Here is an 18,985-nt window from a genome sequence, read left to right as displayed (position 1 = left end):
CCCCTATTCCGCCCGCGCCCAGCCCGGCGCGGCCGGCGCCAGCGTCGCCAGGAAGGCGCGCGCGCTGTCGCGATAGTTCGCGCGGCGCGCGTCGTCGAACCGCCGCCATGTCGCATAGACGTTGCGCATCCGCGGGTTGCGCGCGAAGCGCTGCTCGTGGCGCGCGACGAAGTCCCAGTAGAGCGCGTTGAACGGGCACGCCCCCTCGCCCGTCTTCTTCTTCACGTCGTAGCGGCACCGCCCGCAATAATCGGACATGCGGTCGATATAGGCACCGCTCGCGACATAGGGCTTGGACGCGATCACCCCGCCGTCGGCGAACTGGCTCATTCCGACCACGTTGGGCAGCTCGACCCACTCATAAGCGTCGAAATAGACCACCAGGAACCAGTCCGAGATCGCCGCCGGTGCCACCCCGGCGAGCAGCGCGAAATTGCCGAGCACCATCAGCCGCTGGATGTGGTGCGCATAGGCCTCGCGCCGGGTCTGGTCGACCGCCTCGGCGAGGCAGCGCATGTCGGTCTCGCCGGTCCAGTAGAAATCGGGCAGCGGGCGCGTCGCGTCCAGCGCGTTGCGCTCGGCCAAGGCGGGCATGTCCCACCAGTACATGCCGCGCATATATTCGCGCCAGCCGATGATCTGGCGGACGAAGCCCTCGACCGAGTTGATCGGCGCGCCCCCGCGCTGATAGGCGCGCACCGCCGCCTCGCACACCTCCACCGGCCCAAGCAGCCCGAGGTTGAGGCACAGCGACAGGCTGGAGTGGAACAGATAGTCCTGCCCCGCCACCATCGCGTCCTGATAGCGGCCGAAGTCGGGCAGCGCCTCGTCGACGAAAAGGTCGAGCGCCTGGAGCGCCTGCGCGCGCGTCACCGGCAGCGCGAACGGCTCCAGCGCGCCGAAATGGTCGCCGAACCGCTCAGCCACCAGCGCGAGCACCTCGCGCGTCGTCTCGTCGGGCGCGAAACGCAGCGGGGCGGGATAGTTGCGCCCGGCGGTCGGGCCGGCGCGATTGTCATGGTCGAAGTTCCACTGGCCGCCCTCGGGCGTGCCGTCGGCGGTCATCAGCAGCCCGGTGCGGCGGCGCATGTCGCGATAGAAGAACTCCATCCGCTTCTCGCGCGTGCGCTGCGCCCAGGCGAAGAAGTCGGGCAGCGGGCAGACGAAGCGGTCGTCCTGGAGGATCTCGACCGGCAGACCGGTGCGCGCGGCCCATTCGTCCTGCGCCTGACGGACGCGATACTCGCCGCCCGCGACGGTGCGGATCGCGCTGGCGCGGTGGCGTTGGGCGGCGCGCTCGACCTCGCCGGTGAAGCTCTGCGTGTTGCCGCGCGCGTCGAGCGCGACATAGTCGACCGTCCAGCCGTCGTCGCGCAGCGCCGCGGCGAAGTGGCGCATCGCCGAGAAGATCAGCGCGATCTTCTTCTGGTGGTGGCGCACGTAGCTGGCCTCGTCCCACACCTCCATCATCAGCACGACCGCGTCGCCGCGATCGACGTCGCGCAGGCTGGCGAGCGTGGGGGTGAGCTGGTCGCCCAGCAGCGGGATCAGCAGCGTCATGCCGGCGCCAACGCGCGGGAGGCGGGAAGGCAACGCGCGGCGGTGCCCCGGCCGCGGCGAGGTGGCGGTTCGCCGACCTCCCTCAGCCCTTACGTGAACCTATTTGTCATCCCGGGCTAGACTAGGGATCGATGGCGCCACGAGGATCACCGGCGTTGCGCTCGCGGAGGGATGGATCCCGGCCCGAGGCCGGGATGACGTTGAGGAGGACGCGCGCCGCACCCCCGCGAGAACATCCTGCGCGCGAGCCGGCGACGGAGCGGCGATGCCCCTCGCCGCCGCCCTCACCAGATCTTCACGCGATCCTTGGGCGCGAGGTACAAGGCGTCGCCCGGCTTCACCCCGAAGGCGGCGTACCAGGCGTCGACGTTCCGCACGATGCCGTTGACCCGGTAGAAGGCGGGCGAGTGCGGGTCGGTCAGCAGCCGCGCGCGCTGCGCGCCCTCGCGCACCTTGGTCCGCCACGCCTGCGCATAAGCGAGGAAGAAGCGCTGGTCCCCGGTCAGCCCGTCGATCACCGGCGCCTTGCCATGCTCGGCCTGGTAGCGCTGATAGGCCGAATAGGCCGCCTCGATCCCGCCGAGGTCGCCGATATTCTCGCCCAGCGTCAGCGCGCCCTTCACCTTCACGCCCGGGATCGGCTCATATTGGTCGAACTGGCCGACCAGCACGCCGGTGCGCTTGGTGAAGGCCTCGCGCGTCGCGGGGGTCCACCAATTCTCGAACTTGCCCGAGGCGGCGAACTGGCTGCCCTGGTCGTCGAAGCCATGCCCCATCTCATGCCCGATCACCGCGCCGATCGCGCCGTAATTGACCGCGGCATCGGCCTTGGGATCGAAGAACGGCGGCTGGAGGATCGCGGCGGGGAAGGTGATCTGGTTCACCAGCGGGTTGTAATAAGCGTTCACGGTCTGCGGCGTCATCTCCCACAGGCTGCGGTCGACCGGCTTGGGGAAGCGGCTGAGGTCGAGCCGGTGCGCGAACTCGGCGGCGCGCAGGTTGTTGCCCAGCGGATCGCCGCTGACGACCTTGAGCGAGGCGTAATCGACATAGGTGGCGGGGTGGCCGGTGCGCGGCTCGAACGCCGCCAGCTTGGCGAGCGCGGCCTGTTTGGTCGCGGCGTCCATCCAGTCGTTGCCCGCGATCCGCTCGCGATAGGCGCCGCGCAGGTTCTTGATCAGCTCGGCCATCTGCGCCTCGCTCTCGGGCGGGTAGAAGCGCGCGACATAGACCTTGCCGACCGCCTCGCCCATCGCGCCGTTGACCAGCGCCACGCCGCGCTTCCAGCGCGCGCGCTGCTCGGGCTGGTCGGCCAGCGTCTTGCCGTAGAAAGCGAAGCTCGCGTCGTCGAACGCCTTGGGCAGCACCGCGGCCTGGGCGGAGGCGAAGCGGAACTTCATCCAGTCCTGCCACGTGCCCACCGGGGTCGCCGCGAAGATCGTGCCCAGCGCGGTCAGCGCGGTGTCGGTGCTCATGATCAGCACCGGCTGGTCGCCATAGCCCGCGGTCCGCTCCATCGCGGCGAAGTCGAACTGGGGCGCGAGCGCGCGGCGCTGCGCCACCGTCATCGGCTTGAGCATCTTGGTGAGGTCGCGCTGCTCGACCGGGGACCAATGCACCTTGGCCATCGCGGTCTCCAGCGCGATGATGCGACCGGCGCGCGCCGCCGCGTCGCCGATCCCGGCGAGCGTCAGCACCTGCTCGACATAGCCGCGATAGGCCGCGCGATAGGCGTCATATTTGGCGCCGGGCAGGAGATAATAATCGCGCCCGCCCATGCCGAGCTCGCCCTGGCTCCAGCCCGCGACATAGCGCGTCGGGTCGGACGGGTCGGGCAGCTGGCCGATCTCGACCGGGGAGGCATAGCCGACCGTGGCGAACAGCTGCTGGAGCTGCGCGCGGTCGCGCGCGGCGTCGATCTTGGCGAAATAGGGCTTGAGCGGGGCGATGGCGGCGCGCTCGATCGCGGCCTGGTCCATGAAGCTGGCGTAGAGCGCGCCGATCTGCGGCGCGGACGGGCCGATCGCGGCGGGGTCGCTGCTCGCGTCCTCGAGGATGCGGCGGACCTGGAGCTCGGCGGTGTCGCTCAGCACCACCGCGGGGCCGGCGGTCTGGCGGTCGGCGGCGATCGGCGTGGTCTTGTCCCACTGGCCGTTGGCATAGGTCCAGAAATCGTCGCCCGGCTTCACCGCGGTGTCGCGCGCGGTCAGGTCGACGCCGAAATCGCCGTAGCGCGCACCGGTCGCGGCGGCCGCCGCGGCCGGCGCCGGCGCGGTCTGCGCCGCGAGCGGCGCCGCGGCGAGCGAGGTAACGAGCGTGAGTCCCAGCAGGATCTTCGAAGTCATCGGGGCAGGCGTCCTCATCGAGTCACTGTGTGACTCGATTAAGGCACCCCGACGCCGCGCGCAATCGCGCGGCGTCGGGGCGGGCCGGCGTTCGCCCCCATCGTCATCCCCGCGTCAGGCGGGACCGTTGCAAGGTTCCTCCGTCATCCCGGCCTCGCGCCGGGATGACGATGGTCGGTGTCGGAAGGGGTATGGCGCCGTCGCTCAGAAATCGGCCCGCAGCGTGGTCGACACCGTGCGCCCGTTGAGCGGCCGCGCGCGCAGGATGCCGCTGGCGGGGATCGTCGCCTCGTCGAACGAGGTGATCGCGCGGGTGTCGAACAGGTTGCTCGCGTTCAGGCTGAGCAGCAGCCGCGCCGCCGGGCGCACCTGCACGAACGCGTTGGTCGTCACATAGCCCGGTGTCCTGAGCAGGTTGCTGTCCTGCGCGTAGCTGTCGGTGGTGCCGAGGAACACCGCGCCCAGGCTGAACCGCTCGGTGACGAGCTGCGGAGTCGCCTGGAAGATCAGCTTGGCCTGGTGACGCGGCCGGTTGCCCACCACCGCGGGATCGACCGCGTCGCGCGTGATCTCGGCGTCGGTATAGGTCGCGCCCGCGGTCAGCGCGAACGGGCCGCGGCGCAGCCCGCCCTCGAACTCCAGCCCGGTGGCGCGATAGGCGCGCTCGATGATCTGGCTGGTCACCACGTCGACGTTGGTGTCCTGCGCCTTGGCCCAGAAGCCGGTGAGATTGAGCGTCAGCCCGTCGCGGCGATATTTGACGCCGATCTCGGCCTGCTTGACCGGATCATAGGCGGCGTCGCGCACCGCCAGGCTTCCGTCGCCGGTGTCGACGATCGGGCTGAACAGGATGCGGTCGGCGTTGGCGCGCGCGCCGCGGCTGTAGCGCGCGAACACCGCGAGCGGCTCGGCGATGCGGAAGTTGATCCCGGTCGAATAGGACAGGTAGCGATAGTCATAGTCGACCGGCGCGGGCGCGGTGAGCGGGGTGACCCCGACCCTGGTCTCGGGCACGGAGATCACGCCGTCGCCGTCGATGTCGCGCGTCACGGTGCCGATGCGCCCGCCGCCCAGATCCGCGCCGAACACGCGGCCGTTGGCCGAGCCGATGTCGTAGCGCAGGCTGCCGCCGATCGCGACGCGGCCGATATGGTAATTGGCCGAGGCGAACGGCGCGTTGATCGCATAATCGACGTCGACGCGGCGGCGCCGCGTGCCGCCCGCCAGCGCGAGATTATAGGCGTAGACGCCGTCCTGCGTCAGCGCGCGCCCGCTCGCGGTGGTGACGTCGACCAGCGCCGCGGCGCCGTCGCCGCGCACGTCGGAGACCAGCGTCGCCCAGAGCGCGTCGCGGTCGATCGTCTGCCGCGCGGCGTAGAGGCCCGCGGTGGTGGTCAGCTCACCGCCGCCGACGCCCCAGACGCGGCTCGCGCGCACGTCGTTGGTGACGTTGCGGAGCGAGTTGAGCCGCAGGTCCAGCACGTTGATCGCGGCGAGCAGGCCGTTGCCGTTGAGCGACGACGGGTCCGCGATCGCCTCGCCCGCGCGCGGCCCGTTGGCGTAGGACAGCCGCGCTCCCGCGCCGCCGAGCAGCGCCGCCGCCTGGCCGGCGGGCAGATAGGCCGAGGTGAAGGGCGTGGTCAGCGCGCCCGAGACATGCGCGACGCGGAACCGCTCGGTCACGGTCCAGCCGGCGAGCGCGAGCTGCGCCTCGAGGCCGATCGAGGCGACCTTGGTGCGCTGGCCGTCGGCGAGATCGTGCCGCACCGGGTTGTTGTTGCCGTCGAGCAGCAGCACGTCGCGGATGTGGCGCGACAGCAGGATGTCGCGCGTCGAGTCGAGCCCGGCGATGTCGCGCACCCTGGGGTCGGCGTCCGTGCCGGTCGCGCGCACCGGGATGGTGTCGTAGAAGGGCGTGCGGTCGTCGAGATACTTGCCGTACAGGCGCACATAGCCGCCGTCGACGCGCTTGGTGACGTTCAGCTTGATCTGGCCGCCGCGCTGCGCGTCATAGCCGGTGCGGCGCGGCCCCTCGCCCTGGCGGAAGAAACCGCCGACGTGATAGCGCAACGTGTCGCTGATCGCGCCGCCCTGGTCGACGTCGACGCGATATTGGTCATAGTCGAGCCCCGCGGTCAGCGCCACCGCGCCGCCCGCGACGTCGCCCGTCTTCGACAGGAAGTTGATGAGACCGCCCGGCGAGTTGGACGCGAAGGTGGAGGCCGAGCCGCCGCGGATCACCTCGACCTGCGCGAGGTTGAGGTCGGCGCGGATCAGCGCGTCCGGCCCGATCCCCTGGATGTCGCCGAACTCGAGCACGGGCAGGCCGTCCTCCTGGAGCTGGACGAACTTCACCCCCGACGAGGCGATCGGCAGACCGCGGATCGAGATGCTCGCCAGCCCCTCGCCGGTCGAGGCCTCGGCGCGGATGCCGGGGATGTCGCGCAGCAGGTCGCCGATCGAGCGCGGCGCCAGCTTCTCGATATCGGCTTCCTTGAGGCTGCTGGTCGAGGTGGCGCTGTCGAGCCGGTCGCGCCCCTTGGCGACGCCGGTGGTGACCTTGTCGTCGCTCGCCGGGGACACAGCGGCAGGCGCGACGAGAGCGGTCGACGACAGCGTCGCCGCGAGAAAGAGCGAGATCAAATTACCCCCGAATTGATAGGCTTTATGTCAGGCCACCCGGGTAGCCGTGGGAGGTTAATCGTTTGCAAAGCCTGTCGCGGAATCGTGTGGCGGCGCAGCATCACCGCGCACTGAACCGCGCGGCGGCTCGCTCGTTCGACGTCGGTGGCGCCTGCCCCCGCTCCGTCCGACCGTGCGCCGTGGCGCCCGAGCCGCCTGCTCATCACGCGCGCGGCGCGCGGGTTCGCGCATGGCCGTGCGATCGCCGCGCGCGCGGCGGCACAGGGCGTGCCCGTGGTGGAACTGCCCGGCGACCGGCTGACGCTCGACCTGCCCGACGATCCGCGCCGCGCCTATGCCGCGGCCAAGGCGACGCTGGCGGTGACGGTCGCGCCGCCGTCGAAACGCCGGCTCCAGCCGATCGCGCCCAGCGCGGACTGGCGCGTCGACCTCGCCGAGGGCTGTCCGGCGCATTGCAGTTACTGCTATCTGGCGGGCTCGCTCGCCGGGCCGCCGATCACGCGGGTCTATGCCAATCTGGAGGAGATACTGGCGGCGCTGCCCGATCATCTCGGCCGCGGCACGGTCACCTCGCGCCAGCGCGCGCGGGCGAGCGAGGGCACCACCTTCGAGGCGTCCTGCTACACCGACCCGCTCGCGCTGGAGCCGCTGACCGGCTCGCTGTCCGCCGCGATCGCCTGGTTCGGGCGTTGGGAGGCGGCGGCGCAGCTGCGCTTCACCACCAAGTTCGCCGATGTCGCGGCGCTGCTCGCGCTCGACCATGGCGGGCGGACGCGGATGCGCGCCTCGATCAACCCCGCGGCGTTCGCGCGGTTCGAGGGCGGCACCGCCCCGGTCGCGGCGCGGCTGGCGGGGCTGCGGCGCATGGCCGACGCGGGCTATCCGGTCGGGCTGACGATCGCGCCGATCATCGCCGCGCCCGGCTGGCAGGACGCCTATGGCGCGCTGATCGACGACGCCGCGGCGGCGCTGGCGGGCGCGCGCGGCCTCGACCTCACCGTCGAGCTGATCACCCACCGCTACACCACGACCTCGCGCGCCGTGCTGGAGCGCTGGTACCCCGGCTCGTCGCTCGACATGAGCGGGCAGGATCGCGCCACCAAGCGGACCAGGTTCGGCGGCGAGAAACAGGTCTATGACGAAGCGACGATGCGCGCGCTGCGCGGCTTCTTCGCGACGCGGATCGCGGCGGCGCTGCCCGCGGCGCGGCTGCTCTACTGGACATGACGGTCTGGTTCACCGCCGACACGCATCTCGGCGACCATCGCACCATCAACCTGTGGCGCCGCCCCTTCCCCGACGTGGCGACGATGGACGCGCTGCTGGTCGAGCGCTGGAACGCGACGGTCGCACCCGGCGACACCGTCTGGCATCTCGGCGACGTCGCGCGCCGCGCCGCCGACGTGGCCCCGCTGCTGGCGCGGCTCCACGGCACCAAGCACCTGCTGCGCGGCAACAACGATCCCGCCGCCACGCTCGCCGCCGCGGGCTGGGCGAGCGTGGGCGATTATGCGGAGCTGGCGCTGGACGGGCACCGGGTCGTGCTCGGCCATTATCCTTTCCGCAGCTGGAACGGCCAGCATCGCGGCGCGCTCAACCTCCACGGCCACAGCCACGGCCGGCTCGCGCCGATGACGCGGCAGTATGACGTCGGCGTCGACGTCCACGACTTCGCCCCCGTCACGCTGGCGCAGCTGCTCGCAGCGCCACCTCGCAACACCCGCCCGCGCGCCTTATCTAGGCGCGGAACGGAGGTAGCATGACGGACTATCGCAAGACCGACGAGGCGATCGCGCGGCTCACGCCCGAGCAATATCGCGTCACCCAGCAGAGCGGCACTGAGCGGCCCGGCACCGGCGCGCTGCTCTACAACAAGGAGCCGGGGATCTACGTCGATGTGGTCTCGGGCGAGCCGCTGTTCGCCAGCGCGGACAAATATGAATCGGGCTGCGGCTGGCCCAGCTTCACCAAGCCGATCGAGCCCGCCAACGTCGCCGAACTGGTCGACCGCTCGCACTTCATGACCCGCACCGAGGTGCGCTCGACGCATGGCGACAGCCATCTCGGCCATGTCTTCGACGACGGCCCGCGCGAGCGCGGCGGGCTGCGCTATTGCATCAACTCGGCCTCGCTCCGCTTCGTCCACCGCGACGACATGGAGGCGGAGGGCTATGGCGCCTATCTGACCCAGGTCGAGGACGTCGGCTGAGCCCGGCTGGCGGCAGGCGGCGCGCGCATGCTAGCGTCGCCGCCATGCCGCTGCCCGATCTGTACCTCGCCTCGCCCCAGTCGCCGACGCTCGAGGCCGCGCTCGCCGAGCGGTTCACGCTCCACCGCGACGTCGCCCCGCCGACCACCCGGGCGGTGGTGGGCGGCGGGTCGCTGCGCTGGGGCGCGGCCGAGAGCGAATCGCTGCCCGAACTCGGCATCGTCGCGATCCACGGCGTCGGCCACGACGGGGTCGATCTCGCCGCGGCGCGCGCGCGCGGCGTGCGTGTCACGATCACGCCCGACGTGCTGACCGCCGACGTCGCCGATCTCGCGATCGCGCTGTGGCTCGCGGTGGAGCGCGGCATCGTCGCCAACGACCGCGCGGTGCGTGACGGCGGCTGGTCGGTGCCGCTGGCGCGGCGCGCGAGCGGGCGCGCGGTGGGCGTGTTCGGGCTCGGCCAGATCGGCCAGGCGATCGCCGCGCGCGCGGCGCCGTTCGCGCGCTCGATCGCTTATTGCGCGCGCTCGGCCAAGGACGTGCCCTATCGCCGCTGCGACGACATCCGCGCGCTCGCCGCGGCCAGCGACGTGCTGTTCCTCGCCGCGCCGGGCGGGGGCGCGACCGAGCGGCTGGTCGATCGCGCGGTGCTGGAGGCGCTCGGCGCCGCGGGCGTGCTGGTCAATGTCGCGCGCGGCAGCCTGGTGGACGAGCCGGCGCTGATCGCGGCGCTCGACGCGGGCGTGATCGCGGGCGCGGGGCTCGACGTCTTCGCCGACGAGCCGCGCGTCCCCGCGGCGCTGCGCGTTTCGCCGCGGGTGGTGCTCGCCCCGCATCAGGGCAGCGCGACGCGCGAGGCACGCGGCGCGATGGAGGCGCTGGTGCTCGCCAACCTCGACGCCTTTCTGGCGGGCACGCCGCTGCCGAGCGCGATCGCTTAGCCGCGTCGGAGAAGGCCGTTCACTTGCTCCTGAACAGATAATTTCCGACGAGCAGCCAGAAGCCGAACACCGATGCCGTGGTGGTGGTGAAAACCGCGATGAACGTCGCATCGGACAGCCCGACACCGATCGGCTTCAAGGAGAATTGCGCCAAGGTCAGCACCATCAGGAAACCGATCCAGGCCTGTGTGATGCCGTATGCGTGGGACGCATAGCGAACGCGCTCGCCGATGTCCTGCTCGTCCGAGTCGTTCCTGAGCTTCCTGCCGCGAACGCTCTCCAGCGCCTCTTGCTCTTCGGCACTGGAGGGATGGCGCGCGACCTCGAAGGTCGCCTCGCCCTCCACTTCAAGAGAGATCGGCAGCGAGACCTTTGAAGTAGCGCTGGGTGGTTCCGTCGGGGATGGGGTGGCGGTTGGGGACCCGGTAGTTGCGCGCCTGCGCTTCCAACTGCCAGGGAGTCCCCACCTCATGCGTCATGTCCGATAGTTGCAGCGCGTTGAGATGGCCGTACCGACTCCAGATCCAGTCGACCCAATCCAGCACCGCGGTGTCGCTGTCGGGTATCATCGGCGGGTCGCTGTGGGGCGCGCCGACCGGCCGCACGATCGCGGCGCTGCCGAAGGGACGAAGCGCCGTGTAGAGCGAGGAAAATACCGGGCCGTGCCGCCAGACTTGCGGCTGCTCCGCCAGCAAGGGTCTATCGTTGTAAGCAAGCCACCAGCCATAAGCGTAGAAGTCGAGCTTCTGCAGCTTCATATGGTCGAAATGACATCTCGGGCCGTAGCGCGACACGAATGTGTTCGCCAAAGCGAGCGGAGTATAGGCCATGGCGTTCGATATACGCTTGCTCCCGGCAACGGTCCAGTTTGTCGCGACCCGGTAAGGTCACCATCGCCTAGCCGTCGATGCGGCGGCGGAAGGTCTCGGGCAGGAACAGCAGCCCCAGCACCAGCGTCACCGCCGCCAGCACCACCGGATACCACAGGCCGTAATAGATGTTCCCGGTCGCCGCGACCATCGCGAAGGCGGTGGTCGGCAGGAAGCCGCCGAACCAGCCGTTGCCGATATGATAGGGCAGCGACATCGCGGTGTAGCGGATCCGCGCGGGGAACAGCTCCACCAGCAGCGCCGCGATCGGGCCGTAGACCATCGTCACCAGCAGCACCATGAACCACAGGATCGCCACCACCAGCGGCGCGTTCATCCCCTCGGCGCGCGCGGGATAGCCCGCCGCCGCGAGCGCGGTGGCGAGCCGCGCCTGATAGTCGGACACCGCCGCCGCGCGCAGCGGCTCGGCCAGCCGCGCCGGATCGGGCACCGGCAGCACGGTCGCGCCGACGCGCACCTGCGCGACCGTCCCCGCGGGGGCGGCGCGGTTGGCGTAGCTGACGCCGTTGCGCGCGAGGAAGGACTTGGCGATGTCGCAGCTATGCGCGTCGAAGCGCGTGCGCCCGATCGGGTCGAACTGGAACGAACAGTCCGCCGGATCGGCCACCACCGTCACCGGCGCCACCGCCTGCGCGCGCGCCAGCGCGGGATTGGCCGCGGCGGTCAGCGCGGCGAAGAGCGGGAAATAGCTGACGCAGGCGAGCGCGCAGCCCGCGAGCAGGATCGGCTTGCGCCCGATCCGATCCGACAGCCAGCCGAAGAACACGAAGAAGGGCGTGCCCAGCGCCAGCGCCACCGCCATCAGCACATTCGCGGTCGCGCCGTCGACCTTGAGCATCTTCTCCAGGAAGAACAAGGCGTAGAACTGGCCGGTGTACCAGACCACGGCCTGCCCCATCGCGGCGCCGAACAGCGCGATCAGCACCAGCCGCACATTGCCCCAGCGCGCGAACGCCTCGGTCAGCGGCGCCTTGGAGGTGGTGCCCTCCGCCTTCATCCGCAGGAACACCGGGCTCTCGGCGAGCTGGAGCCGGATCCACACCGACACGCCGAGCAGCAGCAGCGACAGCAGGAAGGGCACGCGCCAGCCGATCGCGGCGAAGCTCTGCTCGCCGACGATCGCGCGCACCCCGATCACCACCAGCAGCGCGGCGAACAGGCCGAGCGTCGCGGTGGTCTGGATGAAGCTGGTGTACAGGCCGCGGCGATGATCGGGCGCATGTTCCGCGACATAGGTCGCCGCACCGCCATATTCGCCGCCCAGCGCCAGCCCCTGGAGCAGCCGCAGCGCGACCAGGATCACCGGCGCCGCCACCCCGATCGTCGCGTAGGACGGCAGCAGCCCGACCGCGAAGGTGGACAGGCCCATGATCGCCATCGTCACGAGGAAGGTGTTCTTGCGTCCGACCAGATCGCCGATCCGCCCGAACACCAGCGCGCCGAACGGCCGCACCGCGAAGCCCGCGGCGAAGGCGCCGAGCGCGAGGATGAAGCCGGTGGTCTCGTTCACCCCCGAGAAGAAATGCCGCGAGATGTGCGTCGCGAGCAGGCCGTAGAGATAGAAGTCATACCATTCGAACACGGTGCCGAGCGAGGAGGCGCCGATCACCAGCGCCTCGCGGCGACGCTGCGCCGCGGGCGCGGCCGCGTGATCCTGGGTGGCCATCGCGCTCTTCTCCTCATCCCCCGCGCGCGATCGGGCGCCGCGCCGCGCGGCAGGATAGCGACGCGCGCGCGTCGCGATACCGGCAAAAGAGAATCGTTGCGCAACAGTAAGAAAGCGCTCTTTCCCGCGGCACCCGCGCGCGGCTAGGCGCCGCCATCATCTCCGGGGGGAGTTATCGACGATGCGCGCGTTCCTGCTGCCGGCCGCGGCCGCCCTGCTCGCCACGCTGGCGGTGCCCGCCACGGGCCAGTTCGGCATGCTCAAGAAACTGGTGCCGGGCGGGATCACGCTGCCCAGCCTGCGCAAGGCGCCGATCTCGACCAGCCTCGCCGACGCGCGCTGGGCCGACCCGAGCCAGGACGATTTCACCCCGCCCGTGCCCAAGCGCGCGCTGACCGAGCTGCAGCGCACCGCCACCGGCGGGTTCGTGCTCCAGCCGGGCTATTACAGCTTCCACGACCAGAGTTACTGCCTCCATGCCGGCACCCATGGCCCGGGCGGCGGCGACGGCTATCTCTACGCGCCGCCGCTCGGCGCGGCCAAGGACGCGGTCATCACCATCGTGCGCAACTCGGTCCAGCATCCCGAGATCGCGCAGCACGACATCCAGACGCTGTTGTGGGCGATCGTCGCGCGCGCGCGGCTGGAGGACCTGTCGACCGAGCACAAGGCGATCGCGGCGCGGCTGCTGCCCGCGCGCCAGCTCGCCGCGCTCAACCGCTCGCTGCTCGACATGGTGGCGGAGGGGCCGGTCGCGGACAATCTGCCGCGCGAGCTGCGCCAGGCAATGCAGGCCGAGGCCGATCTGCGCCGGATGCTCGTCACGCCGGGGACCAGCTTCGGCGAGCTGGAGCGTGTCGCGGTGCTCGCCGGCGCCGCGCCGCGCGGCGCGGGCAGCCTCGACGTCCCCGCGCGGCGCTGGAGCCACCATCCCGACGGCTATTGGGTCCGCTATCTGCCCGCGAGCTACACCAACACATTGGTGGAACTATGGGTGCCCGAGGGGGCGCCCGGCGTCGGCCGCGAATATGATCCCGCGACGCATATCGCGGTGCCCGGCAACACCGCGCGCCAGCGGCTGATCCAGTCGGGCCGCGCCTATCGCGGCGGCTGAGCGCGGCTCACAGCGCCCAGGTCAGCTCCAGCCAGATCTTGCGCGTGTCGGTGGCGAAACGGTCGGCGTGATAGGTGGCGTAGCGCGCCGACACGCCGTAGCGCGCCAGCTTGGCCGAGGCGAGCAGGTCGACCTCGTTGCCGTAATGCGAGTCGATCCGCTCGGCGTCGAAGCGATGATACACCGCCTGGATCGAGGCGGCCTTGAACGCGCCGAGCTTGGGCCAGCTCCACCCCAGGCTGCCGTACAGGTCGCGCACGCCGTTGGGCGGGGTGGTGGTGAGCTTGTCGGCCCAGCCCTGGAACTTGAAGATCGAGGCCAGCGGCGTCTGGAACGAGGTGAGCGCGGTGCCGTTGCCCGACCCCAGCACCTCATAACCCGCGCCGACGTGCAGCGCGCGCCAGTCGATCGCGCCGTCGACGATGTAATAATCGGCGCGATAGTCGTTGGGGTTGCGGTGATAGTCCGACTGGGTGGCGTAGCTGAGCTGCCACGACGCCTTCAGCCTGGGCGCGAGCGGGCGCGTGCCCACCAGCCGCGCGCCATAGCTCTGGCTCGACAGGCGATAACCCTGCACCGCGGGCTCGTCCTGATCGACCAGATAGGCGAAGCCGGTGAGCGTCCCCAGCGGCGTGTCCTGCGCCAGCAGCGCGAAGACATTGTCGCCGCCGATCGCGGTCGGCTTGGCGCCGGTGCCGTTGATCCCGCTCGGCGTGCGCACGCTCCACGCATAGGTCACGTCGGCGCGCAGGTGCGGGGTCAGCGCGAGCTGCCCGCGCACCGCGTCGAACGAGCGTGAATTCTGCCGGATCGCGGCCGAGCCGACGAAGCGATCGTCCTCCAGCCCGATGCGCTGGCGCCCGCCGATCAGCGTGACGGCGCGGCTCTTGTACTGGAGCTGCGCGCGATAGATCGCGATGTTCTGCGGATCGCCGACGGTGGGATAGCCGACACCGTTGCCGACCGTGTCGTCATAATGGTCGAGCAGCGCGAGATTGCCCTGCGCCTCGATCATCGCGGAGAAGCGCCCGCTGGTGGCGGTGACGCCGCTGCGCACGCGGATCGTCACCGCGTCGGCGCTGCGCGCGATCCCGTCCTGCTCGACATGCTCGTAGCGCAGCCGCGCCTCCTGCATCGGGGTGAGCGTGATCGGATCGGCCAGCGCGGGGCTCGCCGTCAGCGCGAGGACGGACACCGCGGCGAGGCGGCGAATCGGCGTGAAACAGGAAGGCATGACCACCCGCTAGCCGCACCTTTTTGCCAAGTGGTTAACGACCGAATGCGGCGCGCATCATAATTCCGCCAGCGATCCCGTACTTTGGTCGTAGCCTTAGCACCGCCTTAACTCCTCGCGGCTACCAAGGAACGATTGCCGGGGGACTCATGACCATTCGCCACATCGCCATTCCACGGAAGCTCGCACTTGCCTTCGCGGTGCTGATCGCGACCTTCTCGATCGTCAGCCTGGTCGTGTTCGCCAATGTGCGCACGCTCCACCATGTCGCGATCGCGCGCGACGAGGCCAAGCTCGCCTCGGACGACGCCGACGACATGCTCAACGGCGTGGTCGAGGGGCAGAGCGCGGTGCGCGGCTATGTGCTGCTCGGCAAGCCCGCTTTCCTCGACACCTATCGCGAGAATGTCGCCGAGATCGACACCGCCGCGGCGGCCTTCGCGCGCCACGCCGCGCGCCCCGACCAGGGTGCGCGGGTGCGCCGCTTCCTCGCCGCGGTGGAGGCGTGGAAGAGCAGCAAGGTCGCGCCCACGCTCGCCGCTTTCGCCGATCCGGCGACGCGCGAGCAGGCGCGCGAGCTGGCGGGCTCCAAGCAGCTCGGCGCGATGCGCGACGTCATCAAGGAGATCCAGGGCGCGCAACAGGCCTGGGTGGCGGAGCAGGACGCCGCGCAGCGCCACGCCGAGACGATGGTGACGCTCGCGCTCGCGCTCGGCGGCGCGCTCGCGGTGGCGCTGGCGGCGGCGATGGGGTGGCTGCTGTCGCGCTCGATCGCGCGCCCGACAGTGGAGATCGCGACCGTGATGGGCGAGCTGGCGGCGGGGCGGCACGACGTCGCGCTGCCCAGCGCCGACCGCCGCGACGAGATCGGCACGATCGCGCAGGCGGTGGCGGTGTTCCGCGACGCCGCGGTGGAGAAGGCGCGCGCCGACGCCGAGCGCGAGGCGGTGTTCGCGGAGGTCGGCGGCGGGCTCGCCCGGCTCGCCGACGCCGATCTGGCCGCGCGGTTCAGCGGCTTCCCGCCCGCCTATGCGCAGCTCGAGCGCGACTTCAACGCGGCGATGGACGCGATGGCGCAGGTGATGAGCGCGGTGACCCAGGCGACCAACGGCATCAACGACGGCGCCGCCGACATCCGCGCCGCCTCGGACGACCTGTCGCAGCGCACCGAGCAGCAGGCCGCCAGCCTGGAAGAGACCGCCGCCGCGATGGAGCAGATCACCAGCACGGTGCGCGAGACCGCCGCCAGTGCGGCACAGGCCAATCAGACGGTGGAGGCGGCGCGCACCGAGGCCGAACAGTCGGCGCAGGTGGTGGAGCGCGCGGTCTCCGCGATGGGCGGGATCGAGCGCGCCTCGGGCGAGATCGGCGAGATCATCGGCGTGATCGACGCGATCGCCTTCCAGACCAATCTGCTCGCGCTCAACGCGGGGGTCGAGGCGGCGCGCGCGGGCGACGCGGGCAAGGGCTTCGCGGTGGTCGCCTCCGAGGTGCGCGCGCTGGCGCAGCGCTCCGCCGATGCGGCGCGCGACGTGAAGAGCAAGATCACCGCCGCGACCGAGCAGGTCGACGCCGGTGTCGCGCTGGTCAACGAGGCCGGCGGCGCGCTGGCGCGGATCAACGCGCGCGTCGGCGAGGTCAGCGGCCTCGTGCGCCAGATCGCCACCGCGGCCGAGCAGCAGGCCACCGGGCTGCAGCAGGTCAACACCGCGGTGAGCGAGATGGACAATGTCACGCAGCAGAATGCCGCGATGGTGGAGGAAGCCACCGCGGCGGCACGCAGCCTGGCGGTGGAGGCCGATTCGCTCGCGCAGCAGGTGGCGCGCTTCAAGGTCGGCGCGGCGCCGCGCGCGGCGGCCAGCCCGGTCCACCAGCTCCAGCAGCGCGCCGCCGCGGGCGTGCGCCGCGGCGCCGCGGGGCCGCGCGCGGTGGCGGTGAGCGACGACTGGTCGGGGTTCTGACGACCGACTCCTCCTCGCGCGGCGAGGAGGAGTGAGGCCGCTCACCCCATGCGCGCGCGGAACAGCTGGCCGCCCTCGATCACCCACACCAGCGCGAGCACCGCGAGCCCGATCGCGAGATAGCCGAGCGCGAGCGGCAGCGTCGTGCCCGCATAGGATTGGCCGATCGCGCTGCCCACCAGCACCGCGCCGATGCTGGTGATGAAGCCCTGCACCGACGAGGCGGTGCCCGCGATATGCCCCACCGGCTCCATCGCCATCGCGCCGAAGTTCGACCCGCACAGGCCGATGCAGGTCATGCTCAGCGCCTGGAAGACGATATAGCTCTCCAGCGATTCCCACCCCGCGACGATCACCAGCAGATGCACCAGCGACAGCGCGATCAGCGCGAGCACCGCGCTCTGCGAGATCAGCCGCGTGCCGAGCCGCTCGACCAGCCGGCTGTTGGCGAAGGAGGCGCAGGCCATCGCCCCGGCGCAGAGCGCGAACAGCAGGGTGAAGCGCTCGCCCGCGCCGAACTCGTCGACGAAGATCTGCTGCGCCGAGGAGACGAAGGCGATGATCCCGCCGAAGGTAAGCGACGCCGCCACGGCATAGCCCGCGGAATAGCGGTTGGTCAGCGTCTGGCGGTAATTGGCGCGCAGGTTGGCGAGCGAGATCGCGACGCGGCGCTCGACCGCGAGCGTCTCGGGCACGCGCAGCAAGGTCCAGGCCAGCACGAAGGCGGCGAACCCGCCGAGCGCGTAGAAGATGAAGCGCCACGGCCCGAAGGCGAGCAGCCCCTGCCCCAGCGTCGGCGCCATGATCGGCACGATGAAGAAGATCATCTGCGCGATCGACATGGTGCGCGCCATCTGCCGCCCCGAGGCGCCGTCGCGCACGATCGCCACCGCCAGCACGCGCGTCGAGGCCGACATCAGCCCCTGGAGCAGCCGCGCGCCGAGCAGCGCGGGGAAGGTCGCGGCGCTGGCGGCGAACACGCTCGCGCCGACGAAGCCGGCGAGCGTGACGATCAGCACCGGGCGCCGCCCGAACCGGTCCGCGAGCGGGCCGTAGACGAGCTGGCCGAGCCCGAAGCCCATCATATAGACGGTGACGATCCACTGGCGGTGGTTGGCGGCGCTGACCGCGAGCTCGTGCCCGATGTCGGCGAGCGCGGGGAGCATCAGGTCGACGCCGAGCGCGTTGACCCCCATCAGCGCGGCGATGAAGGCGACGAACTCGCGCGGGTGCATGCCGCGCGGCGCCGGGTGCGGGGCGGTGGGGGAAGTCATCCGCGCCCTATCGGCCCCGTCGCCGCGCGGCACAAGCCGCTGGCGGCAGGGCAAAGTCTGGGCGGATGGCGCGCGGCCCCGGGGCGCCGGCGTCCGCTGGAGCACGGTTCGACCGGGCTGAATCGCGGAGTGCCCCTCCCCCCACCCTGCGGCGAGCACCAGGACGGTATCGGCGGCGCGCGCCGCCGCGGGATCTAGCGCCGCGCCGCGAAGAAGCCGCGCAACAGCTCGGCCGATTCGCGCGCGCCCAGTCCGGCGAACACCTCGGGCCGGTGGTGGCAGGTCGGCTGCGCGAAGAAGCGCGCGCCATGCTCCACCGCGCCGCCCTTGGGATCGTCCGCGCCATAATAGAGCCGCGCCACCCGCGCGTGCGCGATCGCCCCCGCGCACATCGCGCAGGGCTCCAGCGTCACATACAGGTCGCATTCCTCCAGCCGGTCGCGCCCGAGCGCGCGCGCGGCGGCGCGAATCACCAGCATCTCGGCATGCGCGGTGGGGTCACAGAGCGCACGCGGCGCATTGGCGGCGACGGCCAGCACCGCGCCGCGATGCACCAGCGCCGCACCGACCGGCACCTCGCCCGCCGCCGCGGCGTCGCGCGCGGCGTCGAGCGCCTGGCGCATCGCGGAAGGCAGCGGGAACATGCCCGCCGCCTAGCCAAAGGCGGCGCGGCCGGCCAGCCCCGGCCCGGCCTCGGCCAGCCCCAGCCTCAGCCAGCCCCAGCCTCGGCCAACCCCAGCCCCAGCCTCAGCTCGAACCCCAGCCCGAGCCTCAGCTCAGCCCGGCCTCAGCGACCCTCGCCGGGCTTCTCCACCTCGACCTTGGGCACCTCCACCGTCTTGTTCTCGGTGCCGAGGCGCACCTTGGCGACGTCCGCCTCGAACTTGGGCGCCTGTCCGCCTTCCAGCCGCGGCAGCTGCGCGGTCTGCGTCTGGTCGAACTTGACGAAGCCCAGCATCATCGCGGCGAGCAGCACCAGAGCGGCGATCCCCACCAGGGCCAGCAACATGCGCATCTTGGTTCCTCCCGATCGGTACGTTAGCGCAACAACGCCATGGTCGCTACAACGCGCCGCGCGGGGCGAGGTTGCTGCTGGCCCGATGTGGCCGACTCCGCGGTGCTTGACCGATCGCGCCGCACGGGCTATC

At 71.2% G+C, this 18,985-nt stretch carries 16 protein-coding genes; 6 read left to right on the top strand and 10 right to left on the bottom strand.

Translation table 11 applies throughout. The features are described 5' to 3' along the window. Positions 1 to 3 precede the first annotated feature (3 nt). The 3 genes from EV292_RS08510 to EV292_RS08500 all read right to left on the bottom strand — a co-directional run bounded on the left by EV292_RS08510 (position 4) and on the right by EV292_RS08500 (position 6,548). A complete protein-coding gene (locus EV292_RS08510; RefSeq protein ID WP_132908752.1) occupies positions 4 to 1,560 on the bottom strand; it encodes a cryptochrome/photolyase family protein in 1,557 nt (518 codons plus the stop codon). A gap of 284 nt (positions 1,561 to 1,844) precedes the next feature. Next, positions 1,845 to 3,905 carry a M13 family metallopeptidase gene (locus EV292_RS08505; protein ID WP_132908751.1) on the bottom strand — a complete coding sequence of 687 codons (2,061 nt, stop codon included), beginning with the start codon at positions 3,903 to 3,905 and terminating at the stop codon, positions 1,845 to 1,847. Between the two features lie 204 nt (positions 3,906 to 4,109). Next, positions 4,110 to 6,548 carry a TonB-dependent receptor gene (locus EV292_RS08500; protein ID WP_243693664.1) on the bottom strand — a complete coding sequence of 813 codons (2,439 nt, stop codon included), beginning with the start codon at positions 6,546 to 6,548 and terminating at the stop codon, positions 4,110 to 4,112. A 144-nt stretch (positions 6,549 to 6,692) separates the two neighbouring features. Between EV292_RS08500 and EV292_RS08495 the strand changes: the two genes are divergently transcribed. From EV292_RS08495 to EV292_RS08480, 4 genes are read left to right on the top strand one after another with little or no spacing between them, the layout of a single operon-like run. Continuing rightward, entirely contained in the window at positions 6,693 to 7,775 is a 1,083-nt protein-coding gene (locus EV292_RS08495; RefSeq protein WP_132908750.1) for a spore photoproduct lyase family protein, read from the top strand. Next, on the top strand, positions 7,772 to 8,311 hold the full coding sequence (locus EV292_RS08490; protein WP_132908749.1) for a metallophosphoesterase: 540 nt from the start codon (positions 7,772 to 7,774) through the stop codon (positions 8,309 to 8,311). The genes EV292_RS08495 and EV292_RS08490 overlap by 4 nt, the downstream gene beginning before the upstream one ends. Continuing rightward, entirely contained in the window at positions 8,308 to 8,757 is a 450-nt protein-coding gene (msrB, locus tag EV292_RS08485; RefSeq protein WP_132908748.1) for a peptide-methionine (R)-S-oxide reductase MsrB, read from the top strand. Before EV292_RS08490 ends, msrB begins: the two co-directional genes overlap by 4 nt. Before the next feature lie 44 nt (positions 8,758 to 8,801). Continuing rightward, positions 8,802 to 9,698, top strand: coding sequence for a 2-hydroxyacid dehydrogenase (locus EV292_RS08480; protein ID WP_132908747.1), 897 nt, complete (start codon positions 8,802 to 8,804; stop codon positions 9,696 to 9,698). A gap of 19 nt (positions 9,699 to 9,717) precedes the next feature. Here EV292_RS08480 and EV292_RS08475 read toward each other — a convergent pair whose 3' ends face one another. The 3 genes from EV292_RS08475 to EV292_RS08465 all read right to left on the bottom strand — a co-directional run bounded on the left by EV292_RS08475 (position 9,718) and on the right by EV292_RS08465 (position 12,254). Then, positions 9,718 to 10,044, bottom strand: coding sequence for a hypothetical protein (locus tag EV292_RS08475; protein WP_132908746.1), 327 nt, complete (start codon positions 10,042 to 10,044; stop codon positions 9,718 to 9,720). A gap of 1 nt (position 10,045) precedes the next feature. Continuing rightward, positions 10,046 to 10,528 carry a type II toxin-antitoxin system antitoxin SocA domain-containing protein gene (locus EV292_RS08470; protein ID WP_132908745.1) on the bottom strand — a complete coding sequence of 161 codons (483 nt, stop codon included), beginning with the start codon at positions 10,526 to 10,528 and terminating at the stop codon, positions 10,046 to 10,048. 67 nt (positions 10,529 to 10,595) lie between these two features. Further along, a complete protein-coding gene (locus EV292_RS08465) occupies positions 10,596 to 12,254 on the bottom strand; it encodes an MFS transporter (protein WP_132908744.1) in 1,659 nt (552 codons plus the stop codon). Positions 12,255 to 12,435: 181 nt separating this feature from the next. Here EV292_RS08465 and EV292_RS08460 point away from each other — a divergent pair, with 181 nt between their 5' ends. Then, entirely contained in the window at positions 12,436 to 13,368 is a 933-nt protein-coding gene (locus tag EV292_RS08460) for a hypothetical protein (protein ID WP_132908743.1), read from the top strand. Between the two features lie 7 nt (positions 13,369 to 13,375). Here the strand turns inward: EV292_RS08460 and EV292_RS08455 are convergent, their stop codons facing one another. Next, positions 13,376 to 14,602 (bottom strand): hypothetical protein, encoded by a 1,227-nt coding sequence (locus tag EV292_RS08455; RefSeq protein ID WP_132908742.1) that lies wholly within the window; start codon positions 14,600 to 14,602, stop codon positions 13,376 to 13,378. A gap of 149 nt (positions 14,603 to 14,751) precedes the next feature. On the opposite strand from EV292_RS08455, the gene EV292_RS08450 reads away from it, so the two are divergent. Beyond that, positions 14,752 to 16,563 carry a methyl-accepting chemotaxis protein gene (locus EV292_RS08450; protein WP_132908741.1) on the top strand — a complete coding sequence of 604 codons (1,812 nt, stop codon included), beginning with the start codon at positions 14,752 to 14,754 and terminating at the stop codon, positions 16,561 to 16,563. A 41-nt stretch (positions 16,564 to 16,604) separates the two neighbouring features. On the opposite strand, the gene EV292_RS08445 is transcribed toward EV292_RS08450, so the two are convergent. The 3 genes from EV292_RS08445 to EV292_RS08435 form a co-directional block, all read right to left on the bottom strand. Then, positions 16,605 to 17,798 carry a multidrug effflux MFS transporter gene (locus EV292_RS08445; protein ID WP_132908881.1) on the bottom strand — a complete coding sequence of 398 codons (1,194 nt, stop codon included), beginning with the start codon at positions 17,796 to 17,798 and terminating at the stop codon, positions 16,605 to 16,607. Between the two features lie 233 nt (positions 17,799 to 18,031). Beyond that, positions 18,032 to 18,460, bottom strand: a complete 429-nt coding sequence (locus EV292_RS08440) for a nucleoside deaminase (protein WP_132908880.1) — start codon at positions 18,458 to 18,460, stop codon at positions 18,032 to 18,034. 164 nt (positions 18,461 to 18,624) lie between these two features. Then, the gene (locus tag EV292_RS08435) at positions 18,625 to 18,852 is read right to left on the bottom strand and encodes a hypothetical protein (protein WP_132908740.1); all 228 of its coding nucleotides are present in this window, start codon (positions 18,850 to 18,852) and stop codon (positions 18,625 to 18,627) included. Between the last annotated feature and the right edge of the window lie 133 nt (positions 18,853 to 18,985).

The sequence above is a fragment of the Sphingomonas sp. BK235 genome (assembly GCF_004345855.1).
Taxonomy (GTDB): Bacteria; Pseudomonadota; Alphaproteobacteria; order Sphingomonadales; family Sphingomonadaceae; genus Sphingomonas.
Note: the sequence above shows the minus strand (reverse complement) of the source record. Positions and strands in the feature narration are given on the sequence as shown.

Bases quoted from the DNA above. Each gene is read 5' to 3' on its own strand.
- EV292_RS08510 (WP_132908752.1), bottom strand. From the start codon at position 1,560: ATGACGCTGCTGATCCCGCTGCTGGGCGACCAGCTCACCCCCACGCTC.
- EV292_RS08505 (WP_132908751.1), bottom strand. From the start codon at position 3,905: ATGACTTCGAAGATCCTGCTGGGACTCACGCTCGTTACCTCGCTCGCC.
- EV292_RS08490 (WP_132908749.1), top strand. From the start codon at position 7,772: ATGACGGTCTGGTTCACCGCCGACACGCATCTCGGCGACCATCGCACC.
- msrB (WP_132908748.1), top strand. From the start codon at position 8,308: ATGACGGACTATCGCAAGACCGACGAGGCGATCGCGCGGCTCACGCCC.
- EV292_RS08480 (WP_132908747.1), top strand. From the start codon at position 8,802: ATGCCGCTGCCCGATCTGTACCTCGCCTCGCCCCAGTCGCCGACGCTC.
- EV292_RS08470 (WP_132908745.1), bottom strand. From the start codon at position 10,528: ATGGCCTATACTCCGCTCGCTTTGGCGAACACATTCGTGTCGCGCTAC.
- EV292_RS08465 (WP_132908744.1), bottom strand. From the start codon at position 12,254: ATGGCCACCCAGGATCACGCGGCCGCGCCCGCGGCGCAGCGTCGCCGC.
- EV292_RS08460 (WP_132908743.1), top strand. From the start codon at position 12,436: ATGCGCGCGTTCCTGCTGCCGGCCGCGGCCGCCCTGCTCGCCACGCTG.
- EV292_RS08455 (WP_132908742.1), bottom strand. From the start codon at position 14,602: ATGCCTTCCTGTTTCACGCCGATTCGCCGCCTCGCCGCGGTGTCCGTC.
- EV292_RS08450 (WP_132908741.1), top strand. From the start codon at position 14,752: ATGACCATTCGCCACATCGCCATTCCACGGAAGCTCGCACTTGCCTTC.
- EV292_RS08445 (WP_132908881.1), bottom strand. From the start codon at position 17,798: ATGCACCCGCGCGAGTTCGTCGCCTTCATCGCCGCGCTGATGGGGGTC.
- EV292_RS08440 (WP_132908880.1), bottom strand. From the start codon at position 18,460: ATGCGCCAGGCGCTCGACGCCGCGCGCGACGCCGCGGCGGCGGGCGAG.
- EV292_RS08435 (WP_132908740.1), bottom strand. From the start codon at position 18,852: ATGCGCATGTTGCTGGCCCTGGTGGGGATCGCCGCTCTGGTGCTGCTC.